Origin of the sequence: Isoptericola sp. NPDC060185 (assembly GCF_042728595.1) — a bacterium.
GTDB lineage: Bacteria > Actinomycetota > Actinomycetes > Actinomycetales > Cellulomonadaceae > Isoptericola.
Map to the genome: position 1 here is coordinate 1 of NZ_JBHWYY010000049.1, position 20,886 is coordinate 20,886.

The window sequence follows — 20,886 nt, forward strand, 5'->3', positions numbered from 1 at the left end:
GTCGTCGTCCGGCGCCGGCACGACGACCCACCGCTACGTCAGCAGGACGAACGCCCGGTCGGCGGGCCACGGGTGCGGGGACCAGCCCGCGGCAGCCAGGGCTCGGCGCACCTCCTCGACGACCACTCCTCGGGCGACGTCCCGTCCGGTGAACCGCAGCAGGACGGCTCCGAGGCTCGTCAGCCCGTTCTGCCGATGCCGGTCGCCGAAGAGGGCCTTCGGTGTCGTGTGGGCGTCGCGTCCGTCGAGCTCCAGGAGAAGGACGCGACCGTCCGGCAGGAGCCACGCCAGGTCCACCCGGGCCAGGAACCGGCCGCGTGCGTCCCGCACCACGAGCTGCAGGGCGTCGGGCGGGTAGTGCGCGTCCGTGCAGGCGAGGCGCGCCGCTGTCTCGATCGGCGACTCCGCACGCGGGTCCGACTCGTCCCACCAGGACGACGCACGCGCCGCCCCCCGTCGACCGCGCGCGGCCTCGCGGGCTCGGCGGAACTCGTCCTCCGTGACGACCCGCCGGTGTCGGGCGGAGTCCATCAGCGCGACGGCGTGCCCCCGGTCGAGCTCAGGGACCGCCTGCGCCAGCGCAAGCTCGGCCGGGACACAGGGGAGACCTCCGACGACGACCCATCGCCGCAGCCGCTCGCGACGCACCCGCCCCGGCCCGCCGGACCGCGGCGAACCGTCGGGGAACGTGACCTCCGGTGCGATGCGCGCGGGCGCGCCCTGGACGCCCTGCCACACGAGGGCGCACAGCCCGGTTGCGACCGAGCCGGGACGGGCGAGGACGCCGACGAGCGCCGATCGTCGGCGGGGGAGGTCGAAGCTGTCGGTCGTGCCGCCTGCCACGCCGGTGTCGAACACCCCGCGGGCCACGCGGCTCCAGTCCTGGCGACCCACCAGCGCGGCGACGTTCTGCTTCGTGAGCCCGTGCTCGTGGCACTGCCAGGACGACACAAGCCCCTCCTGCGCGGAGGCGACCTGCCGGAGCGACGCGGGGACGACGAGACGACGGTGCACCCAGGAAGCAGACCAGAGACAGAGGTGCCGGCCCGGCCGTGATCCACAGCCCTGGCAGGCCGACGTAGCGATCGGTCCTCGTCCTGCATGCGGACGAGGACCGATCGCTACGTCGAGGGTCACGCGCGGGGCGTCAGCCGGATGACGGGCAGCTCGCGGTCGGTGCGGGACTGGTACTGCGCGAAGCCGGGCGACGTGGACGTGACGACCCGCCAGGCGGCGGCGCGCTCGGCGCCGTGCAGCTCCTCGGCGACGACGGGCACGGTCCGCCCACCTGTCGTGACGGTCGCGCGGTCGGGGTGGGCCGCGAGGTTGAGGTACCAGGACGGGTTCGCGGCCGCGCCGGCGGCCGACGCGACGACGATCCAGCTGCCGCCGCCGCCCGGGAACCCGCCGACGGGGGTGGACCGCTCCTGACCGGTCTTGCGGCCGATCGTCGTGAGGGCCAGGAGGTCGCCGGTGGCCCGGCCTGCGCGCCGCGCCATCCGGCGGTTGCGGCCGGCGAGGAAGCGGCCGCGGGGCTGGCGGGCGCCGCGGGTGCCCTGCGGGTAGGTGAACGTCATCGTGCTCTCCTTGGTGCGGGTGGCTCGTGGTGCGGGTGGCCGGTGGTGCGGGTGGCCCGTGCGTCCTGAGGAACGGTGCCAGCCGGCGACGGCGCCCGGTACCGACCGTCGTCCACCGTGCCGCGACGAAAGTCGGGGGTGGAGGCTCCGCCGCCAGGGGGAGGCGCGGATCTCCGTCGCCGGGCGGATCCGCCGGGCGGGTGCGCTCCGTAGGTTCGTGGTCATGGACGACGACTTCCTCGAGGTGCGCGGGCTGACCCGGACGTTCGGCGACCTGACCGCCGTGGACGACGTGTCGTTCGCCGCGCCGGCCGGGCTGCTGACCGGGTTCGTGGGCGGCAACGGCGCGGGCAAGACGACCACGATGCGCATGATCATGGGCGTCCTGGCGCCGACGGCCGGCGAGGTGCGGTTCGGCGGGGCGCCGGTGACGCGTGCGGACCGCCGGGCGTTCGGGTACATGCCGGAGGAGCGTGGGTTGTACCCGAAGCAGCCGGTGCTGGACCAGCTGGTCTACCTGGCGCGGCTGCGGGGCATCTCGACGCCGAAGGCGCGCGCGGAGGTGCTCGACATGCTGGACCGGCTGGGCCTCGCGGGCCGGTCGAAGGAGCACGTGGAGAAGCTGTCGCTCGGCAACCAGCAGCGGGTGCAGATCGTGGCCGCCCTGATGGGCGCGCCGCGGATGCTGGTGCTCGACGAGCCGTTCAGCGGGCTGGACCCGGCGGCCGTCGACGGCATGGTCGACCTGCTCGCCGAGCACACCGCCCGCGGCGTGCCGGTGCTGTTCAGCTCCCACCAGCTCGACCTGGTGGAGCGGCTGTGCGAGCGGCTCGTCATCCTCAAGGCGGGGCGGGTCATGGCGGACGGCGCGCCGACCGACCTGCAGCAGACCGGCACGCTGCGGCACCGCTTCGTGACGGACGGCGACGCCGGCTGGGTGCGCGGCGTGCCCGGCGTGCACGCGGTGGACGTCGACGGCCCCGTCGCGCTGCTCGAGGTGGCCGACGACGCCGCCCTGCAGCGGCTGCTCGCCGGCGCCCTCGAGCGCGGCGGTGTCCGCGAGCTCACCCCCCTGAAGCCCACGCTGGCCCAGATCTACCGCGAGGTGACGGCATGACCACGACCCCGATCCGCCCGGACACGCAGCGGCCCGAGGGCCACGGCTCGCACGACGGCCGCCCGCACGACGAGGGCACGCGCGGCGCGTGGCTCGTCGTGATGAACCGCGAGATCGTGGTGCGCGCCCTCAACAAGACGTTCCTCGTGGGGCTGCTCGTCTCCGTGGTGATCATCGCGGCGCTGGCCGGGTTCATGGCCTGGCAGGGCAGCAAGACGGACAGCTTCACGGTCGCCGTGCCGGCGGGTGACGCCGCGGCGACGGCCGCCGTCGAGTCCGCGGCGGCGATCCCCGACGAGCAGGGCGGCGGCGCCGAGCTCACGACCCTCGAGGTGCCCGACGACGCGGCCGCCCGCGCCGCGCTCGCCGACGGCGACGCGGACGGCTGGCTGCACCCTGCCGACGGGAGCGCCGACGGGAGCGCCGACGGCTGGGTGCTCACGGGTCAGGCGGACCCCGACAGCACGCTGACGCGCCTGCTCACGGCGGGGGTGGCCACGGAGACGCTCGACGCGAACGCCGAGGCGGCGGGGACCACCGCCGCGGAGCTCACCGCGGGCAGCACCCTGACCACCGACCGGGTGGACGGGGACGCCGTGGACCCGCAGACGCTGTTCTTCGCGTCGTTCGCGCTCGCCCTGCTGTTCTTCATCGGGGCGCTCGGCTCCGGGCAGATGATCGCCGGCAGCGTGGTGGAGGAGAAGCAGTCGCGGCTGGTGGAGATCATGGCCACCGCGGTGCCGCTGCGGCAGCTGCTGGCGGGCAAGGTCCTCGGCAGCTCGGTGGTGGCGCTGGCGCAGAACGTCGTGTTCGCCGCGGTCGGCCTCGCCGCCCTGTCGTTCACGCCGACGGCGTCGATCCTGCCGTCGCTGTCGACGTCGCTGGTGTGGTTCGTGCTGTTCTTCGCGGTCGGCTTCCTCGGCCTCGCGGCCCTGTACGCCGTGGCGGGCGCGCTCGCGTCGCGCACCGAGGACCTGCAGCACACCACCACCCCGATGACGATGGCGATCATGGGCGTGTACTTCCTGACGTTCTCCGCGAGCGGCACCTTCGAGACGGTCCTGTCCTACGTCCCCGTGGCGAACGTCGTCGCGATGCCGGTGCGGGTGCTGTCCGGCGACGCGGCGTGGTGGGAGCCGATCCTGTCGCTGCTGATCCTCGCCGCCTTCGCCGTCGTCGCCCTCCTCGTGAGCGAGCGCGCGTACCGCGGGGCGCTGCTGCAGACCGGCGGCCGGATCTCCTGGAGGAGCGCGCTGGCGCGTGCCTGACCGAGCAGCCGACGGAGCGACCGGCGGAGCGACTGACCGCGCGAGGGTGGGGGAGTCCCCCGAAATCGCTCAGGGTTGTCCCCCGATCCCTGGCAAAACCCTGGGATCGGGGGGCTCGCCCGCTCTACTTTCGAGGCCATGACCGCCGTCGACGCCGCCCGCCTGCAGTTCGCGCTGCTCGCCGGGACCCATTTCCTCTTCGTCCTGGTGACGCTGGGGCTGGGCCCCGTCGTCGCGATCCTCCAGACGCGCTGGGCGCTCGCCCGCGACCGGACGAAGGCGGCGACGCTCGAGAGCGCGACCCGGTTCTGGGGCCAGCTCTACCTCGTGAACTACGCGCTCGGCATCGCCGCCGGCATCGTCATGGAGCTGCAGCTCGGCCTGCACTTCCCGGGCCTGCTCGACGTCGCGGGCGGGGTGTTCGGCGCCCCGCTGGTCATCGAGACGATGGGGGCGTTCTTCCTCGAGTCGACGTTCCTGGGGCTGTGGGTGTTCGGGTGGCACGTGCTGCCCCGGTGGGCGCACACGGCGGCGTTCTGGGCGGTCGTCGTGACGGGCTACCTGTCGGCGTTCACGGTGATGGTGGCCAACGGCTTCCTGCGCAACCCGGTCGGCTTCACGATGACCGACGGCGAGGCCCGCGTCACCGACGCGGCGGCCCTGATCACCAACCCGGCGGCGCTGCTGTCCGCGCTGCACGTGGTGGGCGCCTGCCTGATGGCGGGGGCGTTCCTGCTGGTCGGGGTGAGCGCGTGGCACCTGCGCCGCGCGACCACGCGGCTCCCGGGCGTCGTCGCGGCCGGCGTCCCGGGCGCCGTGCTCTCGCCGGAGAACGACGTGTGGCGGCGGTCGATGCGCATCGGCCTGGTCACGGGCACCGTCGGGGCGTTCCTGGCGATCGGCTTCGGGTACGCGCAGTTCGGCTACCTGCAGCACGTGCCCGGCGGCCAGCCGCCCGTCGTGGGCATCGCGTACGCCGTGATGATGGGGGTGGCCCAGCTCGCGTTCCTCGTCGGGTGCGTGCTGCTGCTCCTGCTGCCGCGTCAGACGCTGTTCCGCCTGTGGACCCCGCTGCGCAACGGCCTGTTCGCCACCCTCACGGCGCTGCTGCCGGTGCCGTTCCTCACCGCGCTGCTCGGCTGGGCGGCGCGCGAGATCGGGCGCCAGCCGTGGGCGATCGCCGGCGTGCTGCGCACCGAGGACGCGGTGTCCGGCGCGTCCGCGGCGGCCGTGATCACGTCCCTCGTGGTGCTGGTGGGCGTGATGGTCGCCCTCGCCGTCGTCGACTGGACGGTCATGGCGCGCCTCGCCCGCCGCGGCCTCACGCGGCTCGCGCTCGGCGCCCCGCCCGCGGAGGTGCTGCGCGACGTCGACGACGGCCCGGACCGCGGCCCGGACGGCACCGGACAGACCGGCACCGGCGCGGACGACCGCGCCGACGTCCTCACCTTCGGAGGTGCCCGATGAACGCGCTCGGCTGGGGCCTGCTCCTGACGGCCCTGCTCGTGGGCTGGGCCGCGCTGGACGGGGCGGTGCAGGGCGGCGTGCCGCTGGTGCGCGCGCTCGGCGGCCGGGACGACTCCCGCCGCCGCGTGGTGCTCGCGACCGTCGCGCCGCTGCTGCTGCTCGGCGAGGTGTGGCTGGTCGCCGCCGCGGGCGTCCTCGTGGCGGCGTTCGGGCACGTCGAGACGCTGCTGTGGTCGGCGGGCTACCCGTACGTCGTCGCCCTGCTGGTGGCCTGGGTGGTGCGCGACGCCGCGCTGTGGCTGCGCAGCCGGCTCGCGGCGCCGGGCTGGCGCGCGCGGTGGGACGTGGTGACGCAGGTCGCGTCCCTCGCCCTCCCGGCGGCGTTCGGCGCGATCGCCGGCGTCGCGTGGGTGCAGCTGTCCGTGGTGGGCGCGCAGGCGGACGGCGGGTCGGGCGCCGCGCAGGCGCTCGCCGTCGGCATCCCGGTCGTCACCGCGGGCCTCGGCGTCGCGACGACGCGGGTGCACGGCGGGCTCGTCGTCGCGGCCCGGGCGCCGGCCGCCCTCGCGGCGGAGGCCCGACGGCGCGTGCGGCGCGCCCTCGTGCCGGCCGCCGCGCTGGCCACGCTCGCGGCCCTCGCCGCGCTGGCGGTCGCCGCCCTGGGCACGTCGTCGGCGCTCGTCGCGGCGGTGCTGCTCGTGGCCGCCGCGGGGCTGGCGCTCGCCGCCCGGTTCGACCTGGACCGCGGCGTGCACCGCACCGGCGCCGTGCGGGGCGCGGGGCCGGTCCTCGCCGTCGTCCCCGTGGTGGCGACGGCCGCCGTCGTCGGGCCGGCGATCCTCGCGCTCGCCGCCCCGCCCGCCGTGCTGCACGGCCTGACGTGGCCGGTGCTGGGCGCCTTCGCCGCGGTGCTGGCGGCGCAGGCCGTGAGCTGGCGGGTGCTGCTGCGCCCGCTGGGGCCCCGCACGGTCGTCTTCCTCTGACTTCCTCTGACGGACCGCTGGCGCACTCCTGACGCGGACGTCACGCCGGGGCAACATCGCCGCAACGCGCGCCGCGCAGCATGGGGGGCGTGCGGCCACCCGGGCCGCCGGAAGGAGGCCCCGATGCCGACGCCCACCATGCCGACGCCCACGCCCCTCACGATGCCGACGCACGCGAACCTGCCCCGGCCGGTCGCGGCGCCGGTCCGCCCGGCGCACCCCGTCGGCGCGGCCCCCGCCCGTCGCGCCAACCCCGGCGACCGGCTCACCGTGGACCCGGACGACCGCCGCCGCCGGGCCCGCACGGCGCTGCTCGAGCTGGCCGTCTCCCGCAGTGTGGAGCGCGGCCGGGTGATCTGACCGGCGCGCCGCACGCCGCGGGTCGGCGGGCCACTTCCGCGCCGCTACTCTCCGTCGCATGTCGCGTCGCCGGAGCTCGATGGCCACCTTCGACCTCCTGCCCGACGAGCCGGAGGCGGACGCCGGCGCGCCCGAGCCCGAGGACGCCCCGCCCGGCGCGGGCGAGCGCCTGGTCGCGGCGCTGCGCCGGGTGCGGCCGCGCACGTGGGGGATCGTCGCCGGCACGGTCGCGGGCGCCGTCGTCCTCGCCGGGGTGGGGACGGCGGCCGGCACCGCGCTGGCGGAGCGGCACCGGGTGGGTCTCCTGGCCGCCGCGCCCGGCGGGGTGCGCGACGCCGCCGGGGCGGTGGCCGACGCCGGGTGGAGCGCCGCGGCCGACAGCGGCGTGCTGGCGGTGCTCACCGGCGGCGTGGTCGTCGTGCAGGACGGGACGGACGCCGTCGGCCTCGACGCCGCCACCGGCGACGAGGCGTGGCGCCAGGCCCTGGGCGAGCTGCTCGACTGCGGCCCCGGCCCGCTCGACCCGGTGGAGTGGACGATGCCGCTCGACGAGGTCGTGTGCCTCGGCGGGCCCGACGACGACCGCACGGTGACGGTGGTCGCCGCGGACGGCACGGTGGTCGGCGCGCGCGGCCTGGGCGACGTCTCCGGCCTGACGGTCGCGCCCGCCGCGGACGGGACGGTCCTGGTGGCCGAGCCGGACGGGGCGGAGCCGGACACGCTGACGTTCGCCGACGAGGACAGCGCGCGCCGGGCGCTCGCGACGCTCGACGGGCCCGACCTGCGGGTGCGGTTCGAGGACGCGCTCACCGGCGACGTCCGCGCGGCCACGGACGTCCCGTTCGACCCGGCGGACACCGACATGTGCCTCACGTGGGTCGACTCCTCCGTCGAGGTCGGCTTCACGAGCTACTCGCTGCGGTCGTCGCCGGGCCTCGTCGAGCTCGGCCGGTGCGGGGCGCACCTGGTCTGGACGCCGCCGGGTGCAGGGGACATGGCGCCGGACGCCGGTGCCGCGCAGGAGGAGGACGGGCCGCTGCGGTCCGTCGACGGCGGCGTCGTCGTGGCGGGGGACGACGGCCGGTCGCGGCTGACCGCGCTGGACGGGCCGGACGTCGTGCTGCCCGGCGCGCTGCTGGACCCGATGGCCACGGACGGCTCCGCCGGGCCGCGGCTGGTGCAGACGGCGGGCGGGCTCGCGGCGCTCGACCCCGCCGACCCGGACGGCGACCCCCTGTGGGTGCGCCCGCGCCTGAGCGACCCGCTGCTGGGGGAGGGCCCGGGGTCGTTCGACGACGGCACGCAGGTGCTGGTGCGCACGGCCGGCACGGTGCTGCTGCAGGACCCGGGCGGGTCGCTGGTGGGCCTCGACGCCCGGACGGGCGCGGCGCGCTGGTCGCTCGCGCAGCCGATGGCCGGCTGGCAGGACGACCAGTGGCTGCAGGGGGTGCTGACGGACGGCCGCGAGGCGGTGCTCACGATGTCCGGCGACGAGGACGGGTACACCATGGTCCGGCTGGACCTGGCGGACGGGCAGGTGCTGCAGGAGACGTTCCGCGCGGAGAGGCTCGACACGCCGCCCGCGGCGCTCGACGGCGGGACGGTGCTGCGGACCTCGGAGGGCGACGGGATCACCGTCACCGACGAGGACGGGCTGACGGTGCGCCGGGACCCCGGGTCGCTGCGGGGCAGCGGGCGGGCTTGACCGGCCGGGCTTAGTTTCGAAGGGTGGCCCGACGGCGTGGCGCCGGATCCGACGCCTTCACGTTCGACCTCGAGCCAGACGGCGACGAGGAGGACGAGGTCGCGGCCGAGGTGCGGACCACGCAGCCGTCCGGAGGCGCGGAGGGCCCGATCCTCATCGACCTGGACCCGGCGGACGACGTCGACCTCGCCGAGCTGCCGCCCGAGGACGCCGGCGGGCTGACGCTGGGCCAGGCGGCCGACCGCGTCCGGGGGTTCCTGCGCGGGCGGCGGCTCGTGGCCGCCGTGGCGGTGGCCGCGGTGGCGCTCACCGCGGTCGTCGTCGACACGGTGGGGGACCGCGGCCGGCTCGCCGCGCTCCGCGCCGCGCCCGGCGGCGTCCTCGACCTCACCGACGAGCCGCGCGAGGTGTGGCGGGTGCCGACGGAGGGCAGCGCGCCGGGCGGCCTGGTGGGGGCGCTCGGCGGGCTGGTGGTGGCGCAGCAGGGGGCCGCGCTGCTCGGGCTGGACGTGGAGACCGGGGACCGGCGCTGGGACGTGGACCTGCCCGACGGGTCGACGACGTGCGGCCCGGGCATGCAGGTCTGGTCGGGGGACTTCCAGCCGTCGCCGGCGGAACGCATCGTCTGCGTGTCGGCGCGGCCGCCGGCCACGGTCGGCGACCGCGACGGCAGCAGCACGGTCACGGTGGTGGACGCCGACGGGTCGGTGGCGGGCTCGCGGGAGGTCGGGTTCGCGTCGACGATGGCGTTCCCCGGGCCGGACGGCGGCCTCGTCACCACGGAGTGGGTGGGCGACGCCGCGCCGGTGGACCCGCAGGTGGCGGCGGAGGTCGCCTCGGGCGCGGCGGGCGCGGGGGCCATCCCCGACGGCTACGACCTGCGGGTGCGGCTGGAGGACGCCGTCACCGGGAAGGTCCGCTGGGAGAAGACGCTGCCGTTCGACGCCGCGGTGGACCCGGCGATGTGCGTGCGCTGGGCGGAGGACGGCACGACGTCGGGCGTCGACCTGCGCGGCGGCGTGCAGACCTCGATCACCGACCGCGTCCTGTGGCTGGGCGGCTGCGGCGTCGACGCGTGGTTCACGCCGGACGGCGTGCGCCTGGACCGGCCGGGGGACCGGGCGACGTTCGAGGGGTTCTCGGTGGAGCCGCTCGTGTCGGGCGGCTACGTGGCCGGGACCGACGCGGACGCCGTCGGGCGCGGCGGCGGCGACCCGGACCGGCTGCTGCGCGCCGACGGCGGCGAGGAGCGCACCCTGCGGGGCCGCTACCTGGTGCCGCTGAGCACGGACGGCGGCGGCGACGACGTGGTGCTGGAGCGCCGCCGGGACGCCACGGTGGCGACCGACGCCGACGGCGACGAGCTGTGGCGCACCGACCTGCGCGTCTCGAGCCTGCTGGTGCGGACGGCGCAGGTGGCGGTGGTCGTGGACGAGGGCCGCCGCGTGTATGGGCTGGACCTCGGCACGGGCGAGGTGCTGTGGTCGCGGCCGGACCTCGTCGAGGGGGTGGACGCGCTCGGCGCGTACGGGCCGCGGTTCGTGGAGGCGGCGTTCACCGACGGGCGGCAGGCCGCGTTCGTGATACCGGACTACGCCCGTGGCGACGTCGTGCACTGGGTAGCGCTCGACGCCGCCACGGGGCGACAGCTCTGGCAGCTGCGGCTCGGCGGCGACGGCTGGGGTGTCCAGCTCGCCGTCGCCGGCCGGCTCGTGCGGTGGTCACCGACCGAGATCGTCGGCCTCGGCTGACGGGTCGTCGCCGTCGGCCACATCCGGGTCGGTGGTGCCGGCCGCGTCGGCCAGCACGAGGTAGACCTCGCGCCGGGCCTTGTCGAGCACCGCGGCCGCGGCCTCGGCCTGGGCGCGGGTGCCCGTGCGGGCCACCTGCTCGACGGCGCCGCCGAGGCCGCGCATGGCGAGGTGCAGCTCGTGGCCCTGGCGGCGCGGGTCCTCGGCCACCTTCTCCCACGGGACGCCGAGCTCCTCGCGGTGCTCCTCCACGTAGGCGCGGCCGGAGTCGGTGAGCGAGGCGAGGCGGCGTCCGCCCTCGTCCGCCACCGAGACGAGGCCCTCGTCCTGGAGCTGGGAGATGGCCGGGTAGACGGCGCCCGGGCTGGGGCGCCAGCGGCCGTCGGTGCGCTCGGCGAGCTCGGTGATCACCTGGTAGCCGTGCATGGGCTGCTCGGCGAGCAGCAGGAGCAGGGCGGCGCGGATCTCGCCGCGGCCGGCGCGGCGTCCGCCGCCCCGGTGGCCGCGCGGGCCGAAGCCGGGGCCGAAGCCCGGGCCGGGACCGAACCCGGGGCCGAAGCCCTCGGGGCCGGGGAACTCCCCGCGCCGGCGGCGGTCGCCACGGGGGCCGGGCTGCCGGTCGAAGGGGTGCCGGTCGAAGGACCGGGGGTCGTAGGAGCGGGGGTCGAAGGTGGTGTCTCGGGGGGTACGCATGAGCGGTGTCCTCACTGTGTGCGGGATTCAGGGTTCGTGTCGGCCGGGGAGCGCCTGCGGCACCTCTACCTCGGGCGGCGACGTATCTAAGTTACGTCGCGATATATCGTTACGCAACCCTCGGCGACTGTGACCTGGATCACTTGGATCCCGGTTCGGTGACGGGCCCGGGAGAACGCGCGGCCGTGCGCATACGTTGTTCGGCATGGACGTCCTCCTCGTCAGCGTGCTCGCGGCGGTCGTCGTCATCGCCGTCACCGCCCTGGCACCCCGCGCCGGGGTCGCCGCTCCGCTGGTGCTGGTGCTGATCGGCGTCGCCGTGAGCTTCGTGCCGGCCGTCAAGGCCATCGAGATCAACCCCGAGGTCATCCTCGTCGGGGTGCTGCCCGCGCTGCTCTACGCGGCGGCGGCCTCCCTGCCGACGATGGACTTCCGGCGCGACTTCACGGCGATCGGCGGCATGGCCGTGCTGCTCGTCGTGATCTCCGCCGTGCTGCTCGGGCTCGTCTTCTCCTGGGTGATCCCCGGCATCAACCTCGCGGCCGGCATCGCGCTCGGCGCCATCGTGAGCCCGACGGACGCCGTCGCCACGTCGATCATCAAGAAGCTCGGCGCGCCGCAGCGCGTCGTCGTGATGCTCGAGGGCGAGGGCCTGCTCAACGACGCCACGTCGCTGGTGCTGCTGCGCTCGGCCATCGCCGCCGTGGCCGCCAGCGTGAGCCTGTGGGAGGTGGTCGGGAGCTTCGCCAAGGCCGTGCTCCTCGCCGTCGTCATCGGCCTGGTCGTCGGGCGCCTCGGCCTGTGGGTCCGCGAGCACCTGCGGCACGCGGCGCTCTCCACGGCCGTGTCGTTCGTCGTGCCGTTCGCGGCGTACCTGCCCGCCGAGGAGCTCGACGCGTCGGGCATCGTCGCGGCCGTCGCGGCCGGCCTCGTCACCAGCACGCTGTCCGCGCGGCACCTCAGCCCGCAGGACCGCGTGGCGGAGCGGATGAACTGGCGCACCATCGAGACCCTGCTCGAGGGCGGGCTGTTCCTCGCCATGGGCCTGGAGGTGTTCGGCCTGGTCGAGGACGTCCGCGAGGCGCACGGGTCGCTGTGGACGGCGGTCGGCGTCGCGGCGCTCGCGGCGGCGGGCGTCCTGGTGCTGCGTGCCCTCTTCGTGCTCCCGCTGCTGCGCTACCTCGCGGCCCGGCGGCGACGGGCGGAGCAGGTGCGCGTGCACCTCGACCAGATGGAGCGGCGCGTCTCCGCGAAGCTCGACGAGTTCACCGACCCGGACGGGATCATCACGCCCGACGCCGCGAAGGCGCTCTCGGCCGTGTGGACGCAGGGAGACCGGCGGGTGTGGGAGGCGGGCAACCCGCGCCGCCAGGTCCGGCGGGTGCAGCGACGCGTCGAGCTCGAGGCGATGAGGCGGCGCGAGGCGTCGGGGGGCCTCACCGACGACCAGCAGGAGCGGATGCGGCAGCGCCGGGTCAACCGGGTCACCGAGTTCCGCAAGCGGTTCACGCGCCGCATCGCCGACGTCGACTACCTGCTCGCGGCGCCGCTCGGGCCCAAGGAGGGCGTCGTCATCGTGTGGGCCGGGATGCGCGGCGTCGTCACGCTGGCAGCCGCGCAGACGCTCCCGTCGGGCTTCCCGCAGCGCTCCCTGCTCATCCTCATCGCGTTCGGCGTCGCCGCCGGCACGCTCCTGGTGCAGGGCGGCACGCTGCCATGGGTGGTGCGCCGGCTGGGGCTGGCCGGCGTCACGTCCTCCCGGCTCGTCGAGGGCACCGAGGGGCTGCGCGAGATCGTCGACGGCACGGCCCGGGACATGCTCGACGACCCGGAGCTGCGCCGCCCGGACGGCACGCCTTACGCGCCGTACGTCGTCGAGCGGGTGCGGACCGTCGTCGTGCGGGAGCAGGCCGACCAGGACGAGGAGGAGGCGACGCCCGAGGAGCTGTCGGCGCAGTTCTTCGAGCTCCGCCTCGCCACCATCGCGGCGCAGCGCAAGGCCCTGCTCGAGGCCCGGGCCGTGGGGACGTACGACTCGGACCTGCTGAGCAGGGCCCTGGAGCAGCTCGACGCCGACCAGATCGCCGTCGAGATGCGGGGGCACCTCGACGGCTGACCCGTCAGGACGACGAGATCTCGCTCCGCGCCACGCGCCACAGGCCGCCGACGAGCGGGGCGACCACCCAGATGAGGGTGGCGGTGCCGAGGTGCGCCCAGCCCTCGGCGTCGAGCCCGCCGCCGAAGAGCAGCGGCTCGGTCGCGGTGCCGAGGTCGATCCACGGGATGGCGCCGGCGATGCCGGGGACGAGGCCGGCGAGGAGGCCGAAGAGCGTCGGGACCAGGAGCAGGGTCACGATCGCGCCGGGCGTGCTGCGCAGCAGGAGGCCGAAGCCCACGCCCTGCGCCATGAAGAGCACCACGGTGACCGCGAGCAGCAGGACGGCCTCGAACGACAGGTCCCATGCGGGGGTGGCGTCGCGGAACACGATCACGGCCAGGTGCGCGAGGGCGGCCAGGGCGACCGTCAGCACCAGGAGCGCGAGGCCGGACCCGATGGCGCCCACCACCTTCGCCAGGCCGACCCGGGTGCGCCGCGGCTCCAGGGTGAAGGTGACGAGGGCGGTGCGCTGCGACCACTCGGACGTGGCGGCGAGCACGCCGACGATGGGCAGCAGCATGGCCGACGGCGTCGTGGTGCCGACCACGAAGGCGCTGAACGAGTGGTCGCCGCTGTTCACGCCCACCATCACGCCGAGGACGGCGACGGTGACGATCGCGATGACGGCGAGCATCCACCGGCCGGCGCGGGTGTCGAGCTGCTTGCGCCACTCCACCAGCGTGAGCGTGGCGAACGAGATCGGCCGGACGTCGGCGCGGGGGGCGCGGGTCCTGGTCGCGTCGTGCGCGACCGTCGATGCGGTGGTCATGCCGGCACCTCCGTCCGGGTCTGCTCGCGGGCGTCGTCGGCGGTGAGCTCGAGGAACAGGTCCTCGAGGCCGCGGGAGTCGGCGGCGCGGAGCTCGGCGAGCACGACGCCCGCGGCGGCGGCCGCGCGGCCGACGTCGATCGGCTCGGCCTCGACGGACAGCCCGCCGGTGGCGAGCTCCTCCACGCCGGCGCCGCCCTGGCGCAGGGCGAGGGCGAGCGCGGCGTCGTCGGTGGAGCGGACGAACGCGCCGGCTTGGCGGAGCAGGTCGTCCTTGTGGCCCTCGGCGACGACGCGCCCGCGGCCGATGACGACGATGCGGTCGGCGACGGCCTCCATCTCGCGCAGCAGGTGCGACGAGAGCAGCACGGTGCCGCCGCGGGAGGCGAAGTCGTCGAGGAGGTCGCGCATCCAGCGGATGCCGGCGGGATCGAGGCCGTTGGCGGGCTCGTCGAGGATCAGCACCTCGGGGTCGCCGAGCAGCGCGGACGCGAGGCCGAGCCGCTGCCGCATGCCGAGGGAGTACTGGCCCACGCGGCGGGACGCCTCGCGCTCGGTGAGGCCCACGAGGTCCAGGGTGGTGTCGATGCGCCGGCGGTCGACGCCGGTCATCAGCGCGGCGAGGGTGAGCACCTCGCGGCCGGAGCGGCCGGAGTGCTGGGCGGCGGCGTCGAGCAGCACGCCCACGCGCCGGCCGGGGTTGGCGAGCGCGGTGAACGGCTTGCCGAGCACGCGCGCCGTGCCGGACGTCGCGGGGGTGAGGCCGCAGATCATGCGCATCGTCGTGGACTTCCCGGCGCCGTTCGGGCCGAGGAAGCCCGTGACGTGGCCGGGCTCCACGGTGAACGACACGTCGTCCACGGCGGCCGCGGGCCCGTATCTCTTGGTGAGGTGCTCGACGGTGATCATGGCTCCACCCTGCCCGGGCGCGGGTGCGCGCCGCGTCCGGCAAGGGGATGGTTCGTGTCCTCCTTCCGGAGGATGCGGCACCTCCGCCCGGCGGATGCCCGGCGGCCCGCCGCTGCCTAGGCTCGACGTCGTGCCCGCCGCCCCCGACCGACCCACCCGCGCCCGTCGGGTGTGGGGCGAGACGTGGCGCGTGCTGGTCGCCCTCCTCACCGGCCTGACGGTGATGGTCCTCGTCGCCTGGGAGGTGGACACCGGCCAGCGGGAGATGACCGACGGGCAGTGGGCGCTGGACTTCGTCGTCGGCCTGGTCGGGCTGGGGCTGCTGCTCCTGCGCCGCAGGGCTCCTCTCACCATCGCCCTGGTGCTGTGCGCCGCCGCGACGGTCTCGTCCTTGGTGGTCGGTGCGGAGACCATCGCGGTGATCTCCCTGGCCACGACCCGGCGTTGGTGGAAGGTGGCCGTCGTCGGCGTGGTGTTCGTGGCCGCGGGGCGCGTGCACAGCTCGCTGCACCCGTACGTGACGCCGGAGTCGTACGACCGGTGGATCGAGCTGGTCGGCGGCGCGGTCATGTACGCCCTGTTCGTGTGGATCGGCGCGTACATCGGGCTGCGTCGGGAGCACCTCGTGTCGCTGCAGGAGCGGGCCGAGACGGCCGAGCGGGAGCAGGCCAGCCGGTTGGCGCAGGCGCGGACGGCCGAGCGGACGCGCATCGCCAGGGAGATGCACGACGTGCTCGCGCACCGCATCTCCCTGGTAGCGATGCACGCGGGGGCGCTGGCCTATCGCACGGACCTGCCGCCGGAGAAGGTGGCCGAGACGGCCGCCGTCGTGCAGGACAACGCGCACGCCGCCCTCGCCGAGCTGCGCGAGGTGCTCGGGGTGCTGCGCGACCCGCTCGCCGGGGAAGGGGACGCGGCCGCGCCGCCGGAGCCGCCGCAGCCGTCGCTCGACGACCTCGCCGAGCTGTTCGCCGAGGCTCGCGCGAACGGCGCCGACGTGCGGGTCGAGGGCAGCGTCGACGACCTGGCGGAGCGGACCGCGGGCCTCGGGGAGGCGGTGAGCCGGCACGCGTACCGGATCGTCCAGGAGGGGCTGACGAACGCCCGCAAGCACGCCCCGTGGGCTCCGGTCGCCGTGTCGGTGACGGGCGCGCCGGGCGACGGGCTGTCGGTCGTCGTGCGCAACCCGGTGCGCAGCGTCGGGCCGGTGCTCGAGGCGCCCGCGCCGCCGCCGTCGGGCCTCGGCCTGGTGGGTCTGACGGAGCGCGTGGAACTCGTCGGCGGCCGCCTGTCGTACGGCACGACGGCGGACCCGGCGTCGCGCGACGGGCGCGGCACGGCGTTCGTGCTGGAGGCCTGGTTACCGTGGGCGGCATGAGGTGGGCGGCATGAGGTGGGCGGCATGAGGTGGGCGGCATGAGGTGGGCGGCGTGAGCGCGACGACGCGGGTGGTGCTGGTCGACGACGACCCGTTGGTGCGGTCGGGGCTGTCCCTGATCCTGGGCGGCGCCCCGGACCTGGAGGTGGTGTCCTCGGCGGCCGACGGAGTCGAGGCGCTGGCGGTGGTCGCGCGCGAGCGGCCCGACGTGGTCCTCATGGACATCCGCATGCCGCGCCTGGACGGCATCGAGGCGACGCGGCGGCTGCGCGACGTCCCCGACCTGCGTGACGTCCGTGTCATCGTGCTCACCACGTTCGACGCGGACGACATGATCGTCGAGGCCCTGCGCGCGGGGGCCGCCGGGTTCCTGCTCAAGGACACGCCGCCGGCGCGCCTCGTCGAGGCGGTCCGGGCCGCGGCCGCCGGCGAGCCGACGCTCTCGCCGCGCGTCGCAGAGCAGCTCATCGCCGCCGTCACCGACCGGTCCGCCCCCGACGGCCGCCGCGCCGCGGCCGCGCGGCTCGACGCGCTGACCGACCGCGAGCGGGAGGTCGCGCTCGCCGTCGCGCGCGGGCTGTCCAACGCCGACATCGCCGGCGAGCTCTACATGAGCGTCCCGACCGTGAAGACGCACGTCTCCCGCATCCTCACCAAGCTCGACGCCGCCAATCGCGTGCAGGCGGCGATCGTCGTGCACGACGCCGGTCTCGCGGACGGCTGAGGTCTTCCTGACGGCTGAGGTCCTCCGGGCGGCTGGGGCTCGGGCGGCAGGGGCCCGCGGACAGAGTCTCGGGGGCGGCCGGTGTCTCGGGGGCAGCCGGTGTCTTGCGGGCTGCTGGGGTCTCGTGAGAGCGCGCCGGCCACCGAGGCGCGTCTGAGCCTGTCGCGCCTGTCGCGCCGGTCGCGCCTGTCGCGCCGGTCGCGCCGGTCGCGCCGGTCGCGCCTGTCGAAAGCGTCCGCGCGTGTCGTCGCCTCGAGGACGTTGTTGTTTTGTGCTCTGTCCGCCGTTCAGGAATTCCGCCTGCCGGGCGGTCACGGATACGGCCGAGCCCCCTGTGACCGCCGGGCGGGATTCTCGCCGCTTCCGCGCACGCAACTCCCGCTCTGCGGGAGATACGTGCTGTGCCGAATCCGCGCCCGCCCGGCCGGAACCTCGCCGCGTCCGCGCACGTCGTTCCGGCTCGGCGGGAGTTTCGTGCTTCGCAGGATCCGTGCCTGCCTGGCCGAAGGGATTCCTGTTCCGCGGACAGAGCGCAAAACACCAACGTCCTCGAGGTGACGACGCGCCGGACGAGAGACACGCCGGGGCAACGCGCGGCGCGGGGGCGGCCCGGGACGGCGGCGCTGAACGGCCGGGACCGGCCCCGGCCAGCCCGCACGGGAGCTCGCCGGCGCTCACCAGGGCGAGCGGGCCCGGGGCGGCTCGGTGAGCAGGTCGGTCACGTGGCAGCCGTAGAGGATGGCGAGCCGCCCGATGTCGTCGAGCGACCAGGGCACCTGGCCGGTGTATCGGGCGGAGACCGCCGAGCGGGAGCGCCCGAGCGCCCTGGACAGGTCCTGCTGGGTCATACCCCGCCGGGCGCTCTCGTACCGGACTGCGCCGGCGGCGGCCTCTGCGAGCCCGTCGGGCAGGAGGCGGCGGGCTCGCCGCCGCCGGGGTCGAGGAGCGCCGGGCCCGCCCTCGGCGTCGTCGATGTCGGGGTCGAGGTCCGGGTCGGTGGCCGGTGACCAGTACGGGTCCACCGCGCGCCGTCGCGCGACCTCGAGGTCTTCCCCCACGCCTTCGGGGCTGTTCCAGTAGGTGTTCACGCCACCGATGCTGGTGGACCCGCGCGCCCGCGGACGGGCTTCGTCCACAGGCGTCCGGCAGATGGGCCTGCGGTCGAGCGTGACGATGGCGTCAGGCGGCGAGGCGCTCCCGCAGCCAGGCGATGTCCGGGCCCATGTCGCCGTGGGTCTCGCAGACGACGGGGGCCCCGGCGGCCGCGACCACGCCCACCAGCAGCTCCGGCGGGATGTTCCCGTCGCCGAAGTGCGCGTGCCGGTCGGCGCCGGACCCGGCGGTGTCGCGGGAGTCGTTGGCGTGCACCAGGTCGATGCGACCGGTGATCGCACGGATGTCGTCGACGGCGGTCGCCAGGTCGATGCCGCCGGCCCACGCGTGGCAGGTGTCGAGCGTGATGCCGACGTTCTCGGCGCCGTTCGCCCGCATCACCGCGGCCCAGAGCAGCTCCAGCCGGTCGAGACGGCGGGCCATCGAGAAGTCGCCGCCCGCCGTGTTCTCGATGAGCACGGGCACGTCGGTCTCGAGGGCGTCGATCGCCTTGCGCCAGTTGTCGAAGCCCACGTCCGGGTCGTCCTTCGCGGTGACGTGCCCGCCGTGCACGACGACCCCCTTGGCGCCGATCTCGCCGGCGCCGGTCATGATCTGCTGCAGCAGCTTGCGGCTGGGGATACGGATGCGGTTGTTGGTCGACGCCACGTTGATGACGTACGGCGCGTGCACGTAGACGTCGATCCCCGCCGCCGCCGTCTCCTCGCGGAACGCGTCCGCGCCGCCGGGATGGTCGAGCGGTGGCACCTTCCACGCCTGCGGGTCCGACAGGAACACCTGGACCACCTCGGCCCCGATGTCCTTCGCCTGCGCGACGGCGTCCGACAGGTCGACGTGGGCCCCGATCTTCACGCTCATGCGCCCACCCTACGGATCCCGCCCGACAACACCCCGTCGACGCCGTCGTAGGCTGGCCCACCATGAGCACCACGCCGCCGCTCGCGTACGTCATCGCCGGTTCCGAAGCCACGGGAGGGGCCGGCATCCAGGCCGACCTCAAGACCTTCCAGCAGCTCGGCGCCTACGGGGTGGGGACGCTGACCTGCATCGTCTCGTTCGACCCGAAGCACGACTGGGCCCACCGGTTCGTGCCCGTCGACCCGCAGGTCATCGCCGACCAGTTCGAGGCCGCCACGTCCACCCACGCGCTCGACGTGGTGAAGATCGGGATGCTCGGCACGCCCACGACGATCGACGTCGTCGCCCGCTCGCTCGAGTCGCAGCCGTGGCGCCACGTCGTGCTCGACCCGGTCCTGATCTGCAAGGGGCAGGAGCCCGGCGCGGCCCTCGACACCGACACCGCGCTGCGCGAGCGCGTGCTGCCGCTGGCCACCGTCGTGACGCCCAACCTGTTCGAGGCGAAGACCCTCGCGGGCATGGACGACATCACGTCCGTCGAGGAGCTCGTCGAGGCGGCTCGCCGCATCCACGCCCGGCTCGGCGACGGCACCGGCCGCCGCTACGTCGTCGCCAAGGGCGGCGTGGAGCTGCCCGGGGAGGACGCCGTCGACGTCCTGTTCGACGGCCAGGACGTCACCGTGTTCGCCGCGCCGAAGGTGGGCGAGGAGCGCGTCTCCGGGGCGGGTTGCACGTTCGCCGCCGCGATCACCGCCGAGCTCGCCAAGGGCGCCGACGTGCCCGACGCCGTCCGCGTCGCCAAGGACATGGTCACCCGCGGCATCGAGGCGCGCGTCGGCGCCCGGACGCCGTTCGACACCGTGTGGCAGGGCGCGTACGTCGCCTGACGCGCGCCCCGCGGGGGGTCACGCGACGGGCGCGGCCGTCGAGTCGCGCACCACGAGCTCGGGCCGGAAGAGCAGGGACGACCCGTGGGACGCGGGCTGCTCGCCGTCGGGCGCGTGCAGCGCGTGGAACGCCGCGGCCGCCATCTCCTTCATCGGCTGCCGCACGGTGGTGAGGCGCGGCGAGTAGAGCTCGGCGAGCACGATGTCGTCGAAGCCGGCGACGGACACGTCGGTGCCCACCTCCATGCCGGCGTCGCGGACGGCGCGGCAGACGCCGATGGCGGTCATGTCGTTGACGGCGAAGATCGCCGTGGGGGGCGTGGGCCCGGTGAGCAGCTCCGTGGCGGCCACGCGCCCCAGCTCCGCGGCCTCGACGTCGCCGAACGTGCCGTCCGCGCTGCTGCTGCCCGGCCAGGTGACGACGTCGGGCCGCGCGATCCCGGCCCGCTCGAGCGCGCGCAGGAAGCCCTGGAACCGCTCGGTGCGGTTGACGGACCGGATCGCGCCGGAGACGAAGGCGATACGGCGGTGCCCGAGGGCCACGAGGTGCTCGCCCATGAGCTCGGCGCCGATGGTGTTGTCGACGCTGACGTTCACGAGTCCGGCCGGGTCGTCGGCCTGCGCGGTGCGGTCGAAGGCGACGAGCCGCAGCCCGTCCTCGATCAGCCCGGAGACGTGCTCCAGCGACGGGAGCGAGGAGCACAGCACGATGCCGCGGATGCCGTCGGCGATGAGCTCGTCCACGTACTGCCGCTCGCGCGCGGGGTCGCGCTCGGAGTTGCACAGCAGCACGTGGTAGCCCTCGGTGAGCGCGGCGGCCTCGAGGTAGCGGGCGAGCGCGCCCCAGTACGGGTTGCCCACCGACGGCACGACGAGGCCGATCACCTGCGGCTTGCCGGTGCGGAGCTGGCGCGCCGCGCGGTTGGGGCGGTAGCCGAGCTCCCTGATGGTGCTCTCCACCCGCTCGCGGGTCTCGGGCAGCATCCGGCCCGTGCGCCCGTTCAGCAGGTTCGAGACGGTGCTCGTGGACACGCCGGCCGCACGTGCGACGTCCAGGATCGTGATGCCAGCCATGTGCTCGTGCGGCCTCCTCCGGTTCCGGGACCAGCCCACCCGGTCAGTGCAACGATGGACTGTGTGGTGCTGATCATAGTGCATGCGCCCGGGGCA

19 protein-coding genes are annotated in these 20,886 nt (G+C 75.5%); 11 read left to right on the top strand and 8 right to left on the bottom strand.

Annotation, left to right across the window (positions count from 1 at the left end):
* Positions 1–33: 33 nt before the first annotated feature.
* Positions 34–1,014 (bottom strand): hypothetical protein, encoded by a 981-nt coding sequence (locus tag ACFWDO_RS14935; RefSeq protein ID WP_380318762.1) that lies wholly within the window; start codon positions 1,012–1,014, stop codon positions 34–36.
* Between the two features lie 119 nt (positions 1,015–1,133).
* Positions 1,134–1,577, bottom strand: a complete 444-nt coding sequence (locus tag ACFWDO_RS14940; protein ID WP_380318765.1) for a nitroreductase/quinone reductase family protein — start codon at positions 1,575–1,577, stop codon at positions 1,134–1,136.
* Between the two features lie 223 nt (positions 1,578–1,800).
* Between ACFWDO_RS14940 and ACFWDO_RS14945 the strand changes: the two genes are divergently transcribed.
* The 7 genes from ACFWDO_RS14945 to ACFWDO_RS14975 all read left to right on the top strand — a co-directional run bounded on the left by ACFWDO_RS14945 (position 1,801) and on the right by ACFWDO_RS14975 (position 10,228).
* A complete protein-coding gene (locus tag ACFWDO_RS14945) occupies positions 1,801–2,694 on the top strand; it encodes an ABC transporter ATP-binding protein (RefSeq protein ID WP_380318768.1) in 894 nt (297 codons plus the stop codon).
* Entirely contained in the window at positions 2,691–3,962 is a 1,272-nt protein-coding gene (locus tag ACFWDO_RS14950; protein WP_380318771.1) for an ABC transporter permease, read from the top strand. Before ACFWDO_RS14945 ends, ACFWDO_RS14950 begins: the two co-directional genes overlap by 4 nt.
* Positions 3,963–4,100: 138 nt before the next feature.
* Positions 4,101–5,429, top strand: coding sequence for a cytochrome ubiquinol oxidase subunit I (locus ACFWDO_RS14955; RefSeq protein ID WP_380318774.1), 1,329 nt, complete (start codon positions 4,101–4,103; stop codon positions 5,427–5,429).
* The gene (locus ACFWDO_RS14960; RefSeq protein WP_380318777.1) at positions 5,426–6,412 is read left to right on the top strand and encodes a cytochrome d ubiquinol oxidase subunit II; all 987 of its coding nucleotides are present in this window, start codon (positions 5,426–5,428) and stop codon (positions 6,410–6,412) included. Before ACFWDO_RS14955 ends, ACFWDO_RS14960 begins: the two co-directional genes overlap by 4 nt.
* A 123-nt stretch (positions 6,413–6,535) precedes the next feature.
* Complete coding sequence (locus tag ACFWDO_RS14965; RefSeq protein WP_380318780.1) at positions 6,536–6,772, top strand: hypothetical protein; 237 nt, start codon at positions 6,536–6,538, stop codon at positions 6,770–6,772.
* A gap of 58 nt (positions 6,773–6,830) precedes the next feature.
* On the top strand, positions 6,831–8,477 hold the full coding sequence (locus tag ACFWDO_RS14970; RefSeq protein ID WP_380318783.1) for a PQQ-binding-like beta-propeller repeat protein: 1,647 nt from the start codon (positions 6,831–6,833) through the stop codon (positions 8,475–8,477).
* A 23-nt stretch (positions 8,478–8,500) separates the two neighbouring features.
* Entirely contained in the window at positions 8,501–10,228 is a 1,728-nt protein-coding gene (locus tag ACFWDO_RS14975; RefSeq protein WP_380318786.1) for a PQQ-binding-like beta-propeller repeat protein, read from the top strand.
* Here the strand turns inward: ACFWDO_RS14975 and ACFWDO_RS14980 are convergent.
* Positions 10,199–10,921 carry a PadR family transcriptional regulator gene (locus ACFWDO_RS14980; protein WP_380318789.1) on the bottom strand — a complete coding sequence of 241 codons (723 nt, stop codon included), beginning with the start codon at positions 10,919–10,921 and terminating at the stop codon, positions 10,199–10,201. The two genes, ACFWDO_RS14975 and ACFWDO_RS14980, sit on opposite strands and share 30 nt — an antisense overlap.
* 205 nt (positions 10,922–11,126) lie before the next feature.
* Here ACFWDO_RS14980 and ACFWDO_RS14985 point away from each other — a divergent pair, with 205 nt between their 5' ends.
* Complete coding sequence (locus tag ACFWDO_RS14985; protein ID WP_380318792.1) at positions 11,127–13,037, top strand: cation:proton antiporter; 1,911 nt, start codon at positions 11,127–11,129, stop codon at positions 13,035–13,037.
* Positions 13,038–13,041: 4 nt separating this feature from the next.
* On the opposite strand, the gene ACFWDO_RS14990 is transcribed toward ACFWDO_RS14985, so the two are convergent.
* Both ACFWDO_RS14990 and ACFWDO_RS14995 read right to left on the bottom strand, forming a co-directional pair.
* Positions 13,042–13,848, bottom strand: a complete 807-nt coding sequence (locus ACFWDO_RS14990; RefSeq protein WP_380318795.1) for an ABC transporter permease — start codon at positions 13,846–13,848, stop codon at positions 13,042–13,044.
* Positions 13,845–14,756, bottom strand: a complete 912-nt coding sequence (locus ACFWDO_RS14995) for an ABC transporter ATP-binding protein (RefSeq protein ID WP_380318798.1) — start codon at positions 14,754–14,756, stop codon at positions 13,845–13,847. Before ACFWDO_RS14995 ends, ACFWDO_RS14990 begins: the two co-directional genes overlap by 4 nt.
* 130 nt (positions 14,757–14,886) lie before the next feature.
* Between ACFWDO_RS14995 and ACFWDO_RS15000 the strand changes: the two genes are divergently transcribed.
* A complete protein-coding gene (locus tag ACFWDO_RS15000; protein ID WP_380318801.1) occupies positions 14,887–16,134 on the top strand; it encodes a sensor histidine kinase in 1,248 nt (415 codons plus the stop codon).
* Positions 16,135–16,186: 52 nt separating this feature from the next.
* A complete protein-coding gene (locus ACFWDO_RS15005) occupies positions 16,187–16,858 on the top strand; it encodes a response regulator (protein WP_380318804.1) in 672 nt (223 codons plus the stop codon).
* A 674-nt stretch (positions 16,859–17,532) separates the two neighbouring features.
* On the opposite strand, the gene ACFWDO_RS15010 is transcribed toward ACFWDO_RS15005, so the two are convergent.
* A complete protein-coding gene (locus tag ACFWDO_RS15010; protein WP_380318807.1) occupies positions 17,533–17,946 on the bottom strand; it encodes a helix-turn-helix domain-containing protein in 414 nt (137 codons plus the stop codon).
* 91 nt (positions 17,947–18,037) lie between these two features.
* The gene (locus ACFWDO_RS15015) at positions 18,038–18,829 is read right to left on the bottom strand and encodes a deoxyribonuclease IV (RefSeq protein WP_380318810.1); all 792 of its coding nucleotides are present in this window, start codon (positions 18,827–18,829) and stop codon (positions 18,038–18,040) included.
* Positions 18,830–18,891: 62 nt separating this feature from the next.
* On the opposite strand from ACFWDO_RS15015, the gene ACFWDO_RS15020 reads away from it, so the two are divergent.
* The gene (locus ACFWDO_RS15020; RefSeq protein ID WP_380318813.1) at positions 18,892–19,716 is read left to right on the top strand and encodes a hydroxymethylpyrimidine/phosphomethylpyrimidine kinase; all 825 of its coding nucleotides are present in this window, start codon (positions 18,892–18,894) and stop codon (positions 19,714–19,716) included.
* Positions 19,717–19,734: 18 nt separating this feature from the next.
* On the opposite strand, the gene ACFWDO_RS15025 is transcribed toward ACFWDO_RS15020, so the two are convergent.
* A complete protein-coding gene (locus ACFWDO_RS15025; protein ID WP_380318816.1) occupies positions 19,735–20,790 on the bottom strand; it encodes a LacI family DNA-binding transcriptional regulator in 1,056 nt (351 codons plus the stop codon).
* Between the last annotated feature and the right edge of the window lie 96 nt (positions 20,791–20,886).

Coding starts and splice junctions, on each gene's coding strand:
- ACFWDO_RS14990 (WP_380318795.1), bottom strand. CDS start 13,848: ATGACCACCGCATCGACGGTCGCGCACGACGCGACCAGGACCCGCGCC.
- ACFWDO_RS14960 (WP_380318777.1), top strand. CDS start 5,426: ATGAACGCGCTCGGCTGGGGCCTGCTCCTGACGGCCCTGCTCGTGGGC.
- ACFWDO_RS15020 (WP_380318813.1), top strand. CDS start 18,892: ATGAGCACCACGCCGCCGCTCGCGTACGTCATCGCCGGTTCCGAAGCC.
- ACFWDO_RS14985 (WP_380318792.1), top strand. CDS start 11,127: ATGGACGTCCTCCTCGTCAGCGTGCTCGCGGCGGTCGTCGTCATCGCC.
- ACFWDO_RS14940 (WP_380318765.1), bottom strand. CDS start 1,577: ATGACGTTCACCTACCCGCAGGGCACCCGCGGCGCCCGCCAGCCCCGC.
- ACFWDO_RS14955 (WP_380318774.1), top strand. CDS start 4,101: ATGACCGCCGTCGACGCCGCCCGCCTGCAGTTCGCGCTGCTCGCCGGG.
- ACFWDO_RS14970 (WP_380318783.1), top strand. CDS start 6,831: ATGTCGCGTCGCCGGAGCTCGATGGCCACCTTCGACCTCCTGCCCGAC.
- ACFWDO_RS15015 (WP_380318810.1), bottom strand. CDS start 18,829: ATGAGCGTGAAGATCGGGGCCCACGTCGACCTGTCGGACGCCGTCGCG.
- ACFWDO_RS14980 (WP_380318789.1), bottom strand. CDS start 10,921: ATGCGTACCCCCCGAGACACCACCTTCGACCCCCGCTCCTACGACCCC.
- ACFWDO_RS14995 (WP_380318798.1), bottom strand. CDS start 14,756: ATGATCACCGTCGAGCACCTCACCAAGAGATACGGGCCCGCGGCCGCC.
- ACFWDO_RS14950 (WP_380318771.1), top strand. CDS start 2,691: ATGACCACGACCCCGATCCGCCCGGACACGCAGCGGCCCGAGGGCCAC.
- ACFWDO_RS14965 (WP_380318780.1), top strand. CDS start 6,536: ATGCCGACGCCCACCATGCCGACGCCCACGCCCCTCACGATGCCGACG.
- ACFWDO_RS15025 (WP_380318816.1), bottom strand. CDS start 20,790: ATGGCTGGCATCACGATCCTGGACGTCGCACGTGCGGCCGGCGTGTCC.
- ACFWDO_RS14945 (WP_380318768.1), top strand. CDS start 1,801: ATGGACGACGACTTCCTCGAGGTGCGCGGGCTGACCCGGACGTTCGGC.